This is a genomic window from Xanthomonas melonis (assembly GCF_020783655.1).
Taxonomy (GTDB): Bacteria; Pseudomonadota; Gammaproteobacteria; order Xanthomonadales; family Xanthomonadaceae; genus Xanthomonas; species Xanthomonas melonis.
Genome location: NZ_JAJGQH010000002.1, coordinates 366,115 through 373,231 on the forward strand (window position 1 = coordinate 366,115; position 7,117 = coordinate 373,231).

At 66.9% G+C, this 7,117-nt stretch carries 5 protein-coding genes; 1 reads left to right on the forward strand and 4 read right to left on the reverse strand.

Annotated features, from left to right (window positions below; translation table 11 throughout):
* Positions 1–112 precede the first annotated feature (112 nt).
* A complete protein-coding gene (locus LL964_RS03410) occupies positions 113–925 on the forward strand; it encodes a hypothetical protein (protein ID WP_167395178.1) in 813 nt (270 codons plus the stop codon).
* Between the two features lie 306 nt (positions 926–1,231).
* Here LL964_RS03410 and LL964_RS03415 read toward each other — a convergent pair whose 3' ends face one another.
* The 4 genes from LL964_RS03415 to LL964_RS03430 form a co-directional block, all read right to left on the reverse strand.
* Positions 1,232–2,509: a Xaa-Pro dipeptidase gene (locus LL964_RS03415; protein ID WP_167395179.1), complete on the reverse strand. Its 1,278-nt coding sequence runs from the start codon at positions 2,507–2,509 to the stop codon at positions 1,232–1,234.
* A 417-nt stretch (positions 2,510–2,926) separates the two neighbouring features.
* Positions 2,927–4,744, reverse strand: a complete 1,818-nt coding sequence (lpdA, locus tag LL964_RS03420; RefSeq protein WP_104585177.1) for a dihydrolipoyl dehydrogenase — start codon at positions 4,742–4,744, stop codon at positions 2,927–2,929.
* A gap of 16 nt (positions 4,745–4,760) precedes the next feature.
* Positions 4,761–5,408 carry a hypothetical protein gene (locus LL964_RS03425; protein ID WP_104585179.1) on the reverse strand — a complete coding sequence of 216 codons (648 nt, stop codon included), beginning with the start codon at positions 5,406–5,408 and terminating at the stop codon, positions 4,761–4,763.
* The coding region (locus LL964_RS03430; protein ID WP_228329372.1) for a dihydrolipoyllysine-residue acetyltransferase at positions 5,405–7,117 on the reverse strand (1,713 nt) is incomplete at its 5' end. The genes LL964_RS03425 and LL964_RS03430, both read right to left, overlap by 4 nt.

Consider the following 7,117-nt stretch of genomic DNA (forward strand, 5'->3'; position numbering starts at 1 on the left):
GTTCGCCTTCACAGGTATGCGACGAGGCTTTCACTTTTGGAAGACGCCGGCTTATCGATAGTGCGCGCCACTGGCTCAACGGCCTGACCATTCCAAGAATTCGGAGCTCCCCATGAAACATCTCCTCGCACTGGCGATCCCGTGCGTCCTGGCCGTCGCCTATGTCGCGCCCGTACACGCCGAAGATACCGATGACCGCTTCCAGCTCCGCCTTGGCGCGATGAATGTCGACAACGACAACACCATCCGCGGCAACACGCTGCTGGCCGGCAACAACGTCTCGGTCAACGAGGACTTCAAGCTGGGCGGCAAGGAATGGGAGCCGCGCGTGGACGGCGTGTTCCGCATCAGCACCCGCCAGCGCCTGATCTTCGACTACTTCAAGTACGACAAGGATCGCCGCGAGACGCTGACCCAGGATCTGAGCGCCGGTGGCGTCACCGTGCCGACCGGCAGCTTCATCAAGGGCGAGCTGAAGTACCAGGTCGCCACCCTGGTGTACGACTATTCGGTGATCGATTCCCCGGAATTCAGCCTTGGCCTGCAGATCGGTGCCGAGTACGCCAAGGTGGAGGCCAATGCCTATGCCGATCTGGGCAGCGTGTTCAGTGGCGACGTGGTGGACGAAAGCGAAGACGGCGCCGCGCCGGTGGTCGGCATCCGCTTCACCGCGCGTCCGAGCGAGAACTGGCTGTTCAACGTGCAGGGCCAGTACCTCAACACCAGCTGGGGCGACTTCGGCGATTACGACGGCGACCTGAGCCGCGCCAATGCGATCGCCGAGTACCGCTTTACCAAGAACTTCGGCATCTTCGCCGGCTACGACTGGTTCAAGCTCGATGTCGACCAGCGCGGCAGCGACGGCCTGATCGGCCTGAAGCAGGAGTTCAAGGGTCCGGTGGCAGGCGTGACCCTCGCGTTCTGATCCACGCATCGCTGCACGCGTACGACGCCCCGCCTCGCGCGGGGCGTTGTCGTTGTCGTCATGTGCACGCGATCGCCGTCCGGACCGGCAGGCGGCTGCCATGACCGCACCCTGCTGCTGCCGCTCGTGCGCCTGCGATACCGCGACACATGGCCGTCGCAGGCAGCGCACGCGCTGCCCGCTTTCCCCTGTGCGCGCATCCACGCCCATCGGGCGCCCTGGTCGCCCTCGTCGCCCTCGTCGCCCCGCATGCGCGCGACCGACCTTGACGCTGAGGCGGGCATCAACACCACGGTGCAGGCCGGCTCAATCGGCTACGCGTTCGCCCCCCTTGATCACGCTGTCCACGCGCATCAACACGCCGACATCCTGCAGCGGATCGCCCTCGACCGCGATCAGGTCGGCGTAGCGGCCTGGAACGATCGCACCGACGTCACCGGCACGTCCCAGCGCGTCAGCGGCCTCCACCGTCGCCGCGCGAATGGCCTCCAGTGGTGTCATGCCCCACTCCACCATCTTGGCGAACTGGCGCGCGTTGTCGCCATGCGGATAGACGCCTGCGTCGCTGCCGAATACCAGCCTGACGCCCGCGGCATGTGCGGCCCGGAAGGTCTCGCGCTGCTTGCGCCCGATCTGCCGTTCCTTCTCCAGCGATTCGGCGAACAAGCCGTTTCGTTCGCCCTCGGCCAGGATGTAGTCGTCGTTGTAGATGTCCATCGAAAACCGCGTGCCATGTGCCTTGGCCAGCTTGAACGATTCGGCATCGGCCAGACTGGCGTGTTCGATGGTGTCGGCACCGGCACGGATCGCGTCGTTGATGCCGCCGGTACCATGCGCATGCACAGCCACCTTGAGCCCCAGCCGGTGCGCCTCATCCACCAGCGCGCGCATTTCCTCCAGGCTGTACTGCTGCGCACCCACGCTGTCGGTCTTGGACAGCACTCCGCCGGTGCCGCAGAACTTGATCACCTCCGCACCGTATTTGCGCAGCGTGCGTACCGCAGTCCGGATCGCATCCGGACCATCGGCGACGCCGGGGCCGGTGACCTTGACCGACGGCGGAAACTCGGTGGCATCGCAGTGCCCACCGGTGGCGCCGATGCCGTAGGTCGCCGGCACGATACGCGGGCCCGGCACGGTGCCGCGCTCGATCGCCTGCTTGAGCGCGACATCGTCGTAGTGAAGCGAGCCGACATTGCGCACGGTGGTGAATCCCGCGCGCAGCGTCCTGGCCGCATTGGCCACGCCGACTACGGTCCAGAAATTATCGGTGAATTCCAGGCTCTTGTAGCCGCCCAGGGTGGGATCCACGGTGAGATGCACATGCATGTCGATCAGGCCGGGCAGCAGCGTGCGCCCGCCAAGATCGATGCGCTGCGCCTGTGCCGGCACCGGATCGCCTTGCCGGCCGACGCGGGTGATGCGGCCGGCGACCACCTCGATCTGCGGCTGCTCCAGATAGCGGCCGGCCTGCACGTCGAGCAGGCGCGCAGCGGTGATGACGGTGGTCTGTGCATGCGCAGCCAATGACGCACACAGGCAGCCTGCAGCGGTGAGCAAGGCCGGCAAACGCATCTTCGACATACGGGTCGTCCCTGAGCTGCGAACGGCGTGTCCGCGTACCGATGGTGCAAGCGTGCTGCAGGCTGTGCAAGCGCCTGATCATGGATATCGGACGACGCGACCGCCTTGCGCAGCAGAGGCCCTGTCGAGCACGATCGGTGCGATATCGCTATGCACCAGACCCGATGCCAGATCCTCTGCAGCATCCGCCTGCGTTGGTCAGCCGTGCCGACCGATACGATCGGAGCGCAGCCGCCAGGCCGCGTCGCCCATGCGATTGCCTACCGCGCCGGAACATTCGGGAGCCGCACGCGCGCATGCACCTGCGTGCCCGGGTGCACGGCATGGCAACGACCACAGCAGCAACACGCAGCCAAGCGCTCAACGCCGACGCCCCGCGCAAGGCGGAGCGTCGTGGAAGGACAAGCCTGTGAGCGCCTACTTCTTCTTCGGGATGTACAGGTCGGTGATGGTGCCGTCGTAGACCTCGGCGGCCATGCCGACCGACTCGCTCAGGGTCGGATGCGCGTGGATGGTGTGGCCGATGTCCTCTGCCTCGGCACCCATCTCGATGGCCAGGCCGATCTCGGCCAGCAGGTCACCCGCATGCACGCCGACGATGGCGCCGCCGATCACGCGATGCGTGTCTTCGTCGAAGATCAGCTTGGTGAAGCCCTCGGTACGGCCGATGCCGATGGCGCGGCCGCTGGCCGCCCACGGGAACTTGGCCACACCGACCTTCAGGCCCTTGGCCTTGGCCTCGGTCTCGGTGACGCCGACCCAGGCGATTTCCGGATTGGTGTACGCCACCGACGGGATCACCCGCGCCACCCACTCCTTCTTTTCGCCGGCAGCCACTTCGGCGGCCAGCTTGCCTTCGTGGGTCGCCTTGTGTGCCAGCATCGGGTTACCGACGATGTCGCCGATGGCGAAGATGTGCGGCACGTTGGTGCGCATCTGCCGGTCCACCGGAATGAAACCGCGCTCGGTGATGGTCACGCCAGCCTTGTCGGCGCCGATCTTCTTGCCATTGGGCGCGCGCCCCACTGCGACCAGCACACGGTCATACGTGGTGGCCTGCAGGCCGGGCTTGTCGCCTTCGGCCGCGGCTTCGAAGGACACGGTGATGCCCTTCTTGTCGGCCTTGACGTCGGTGGCCTTGGTCTTGAGATGGACGTCCACGCCCTGCTTCTTCAGACGATCGGCCAGCGGTTTGACCAAGTCCTTGTCGGCGCCCGGCATCAGTTGGTCCATGAACTCGACCACGGTGACCTTGCTGCCGAGCGCGCTGTACACCGTGGCCATTTCCAGGCCGATGATGCCGCCGCCGACCACCAGCAGGGTCTTGGGAATGTCGTGCAGTTCCAGCGCGTCGGTGGAGTCCATCACGCGCTTGTCGTCCCACGGGAAGTTGGGCAGCTTCACCGCCTGCGAACCGGCCGCGATGATGCAATGCTCGAAGCGCAACAGCTGGGTCTTGCCGTCGTCGCCGACGATCTCCAGTTCGTTGGGCGAAACGAAGCTGGCCACGCCGGTGACGGTGCGCACCTTGCGCTGCTTGGCCATGCTGGCCAGGCCGCCGGTGAGCTTGCCGACCACTTTTTCCTTGTAATCGCGCAGCTTGTCCAGGGTGATCTTGGGCTGGCCGAAGTCCACGCCGAAGTCGCCGGCATGGGCCACTTCATCGATCACGGCGGCAGCGTGCAGCAAGGCCTTGGACGGGATGCAGCCGACATTGAGGCAGACTCCACCGAGGCTGGCGTAGCGCTCGATCAACACCGTGTCCAGGCCCAGGTCGGCCGCGCGGAACGCGGCGGTGTAGCCACCGGGGCCGGCGCCGAGCACCACCATCTTGCACTCGATATCGGCCGCCTTGCCGCTGGCCAGCGCCGGCTTGGGCGCGGCCGGTTCGGCCGGAGCGCGATGCGACGGCGTCACCGGCGGCTTGCTGCCGGGCGCTGCAGCCGCTGGTGCCGTGGCCGGCTTGGTGTCGGCCTTGGCCGGCGCGGCGGCCTCGCCTTCGGTTTCCAGCAGCAGCACCACCGCCCCTTCGGACAGGCTGTCGCCGACCTTGACCTTGAGCTCCTTGACCACGCCGGCAGCCGAAGACGGCACCTCCAGCGTGGCCTTGTCCGACTCCAGCGTCACCAGGCCCTGGTCCTTGGCCACGCTATCGCCGACAGCGACCAGCACTTCGATGACGGGGACATCGCTGTAATCGCCGATGTCGGGAACCTTGATTTCAATGACCGCCATTTGCTTCTCCTGTGGCTCAACCGGCCGTGCCGGCAAGCGTCTGCTGGAGTTCATCCAGCGACGATTCGATTTGGGTCCAGCGCTTGTCGCGCTTCTTTTCCTTGCCGTCGCTGGCTTCGATCAGCAGCGCGGCCTGCTGCAGCAGCAGTTCGCCCGCGCCGCAGCTCGGACGCGCGCCGCTGTAGCGCACGCCTGCGACCTGGAACGACAGCACCTCGCCCTCGATCACCGGCGCGGTGCGCCCGGCCGGCGCCAGTTGGCTTAGGGCGTCGGTCCAGTTGCTGACCAGGCGCTTGGCCAGAGCGGCCGGAATCGGGATCTCGACCGTTTCCGGCGTCTGCTCGGTGCGGAACTGCACGCTGCCACGGTCGGCCTGGCTGACCCAGCTGTAGACGCGCTCGTCGGCGCGGCTATGCCGCAGGGTCCAGTCGGCGCCCTCCTTGCCCGGCACCAGCGACACGCCGCTTTCCACGCCGCGCACCGGCAGCGTCAGCAGCGACAGCGCCGGTTTACTGCCACCGTCGAGCAGTGTGGTGACGGCGGCGCCGTAATTGCCCACTGCCGGCGGCCAGCCACGCCCGAGCGCGCTATCGCACTCGCGTGCGGCCACACCGGTCCACGGCAGCACGCCGAGCACGGCGATCGTCAGCAGCGCAGGCTTCACAGCAGGATGCGTCGCATGTCGGCCAGCACCTGCCCCAGGTAGGTGGTGAAGCGCGCGGCGAGTGCGCCATCGACCACGCGATGGTCATAGCTCAGCGACAACGGCAACAGCAGCTTGGGAGCGAATTCCTTGCCGTTCCACACCGGCTGGATCGCCGACTTGGACACGCCCAGGATCGCCACCTCCGGCGCATTGACGATCGGCGTGAACGCTGTGCCGCCGATGCCGCCCAGCGAACTGATCGAGAAGCAGCCGCCGCTCATGTCGGCCGGGCCCAGCTTGCCATCGCGGGCCTTCTTGGCCAGCTCGCCGCTTTCCTGGGCGATCTGGATCACGCCCTTCTTGTCGACGTCGCGGATCACCGGCACGACCAGGCCATTGGGCGTATCGGCCGCAAAGCCGATGTGGACGTACTTCTTCAGGGTGAGGTTCTCGCCAGCCGCATCCAGGGAGGCGTTGAACTCGGGGAATTTCTTCAGCGCCGCGGCACTGGCCTTGATCAGGAAGGCGAGCATGGTGAGCTTGATGCCGGCCTTCTCGTTCTCCTTGTTCAGCGCCACACGCAGCGCTTCCAGGTCGGTGATGTCGGCCTGGTCGAACTGGGTGACGTGCGGGATCATCGCCCAGTTGCGTGCCAGGTTGGCGCCGGAGATCTTCTTGATGCGCGACAGCGGCTGGGTCTCGGTCTCACCGAACTTGCTGAAGTCCACCTTCGGCCAGGCCAGCAGATTCAGGCCATTGCCACCGCCGGCCGGAGCGCCGCCTGCAGCGGCAGGCGCGCCGCCGCTGAGCGCCGCCTTGACGTAGCGCTGCACGTCCTCGCGGGTGATGCGGCCGCCCTTTTCGCTGCCCTTGAGCTGGTTCAGGTCCACGCCCAGTTCGCGTGCGAACACGCGCACCACCGGGCTGGCGTAAGGCACCTTGGACGGCAGCACGCTGTCGGCATCGAAGGTCACCGGCGGGCTGCTCGGGTTGCCGGCCGAGGGCTGTCCACTCTGCGCTGCCTGTGCACCTGCACCGGAACGAGCGCCCTGCACCTGCGCGATTTCGCGCTGGGCCAGCTTGTCCGGCTCGGCGGGCACGGCGACCGGCTCCACCTTGCCGGCGGTTTCGGCGGTGTCGGTAGCGGGCTTGGCCGGGGACTGCGCAGCACCGGCGCCGGCATCGCTGGCAGCGATGATCGCCACCACATTGCCCTGCGAGAGCGTGTCGCCGACCTTGACCTTGAGTTCCTTGACCACGCCGGCGGCCGACGACGGCACTTCCATCGTGGCCTTGTCCGATTCCAGCGTGACCAGGCTCTGGTCCTTGGCGACGGTATCGCCCACGGCCACCAGCACCTCGATCACCGGGATGTCGGTGTAATCGCCGATATCCGGCACACGCGCCTCGACCAGCCCACCCTCCGCTGCAGCAGGCTTGGCAGCAGCCGGTTCGGCCTTGGCAGCCGGTGCCGGAGCGGCAGCGGGCGCGGCCTTGGCAGGCGCAGCGGCGGCAGCCGGCTTGGCGGACGGCTCGGCGCCGGCATCGGCCACTTCGATCAATGCCACCAGTGCGCCCTGCGAGAGCGCGTCGCCGACCTTGACCTTGATCTCCTTGACCACGCCGGACACCGACGACGGCACTTCCATGGTGGCCTTGTCCGATTCCAGCGTGACCAGGCTCTGGTCCTTGCTGACCGTATCGCCGACGGACACCAGCACCTCGAT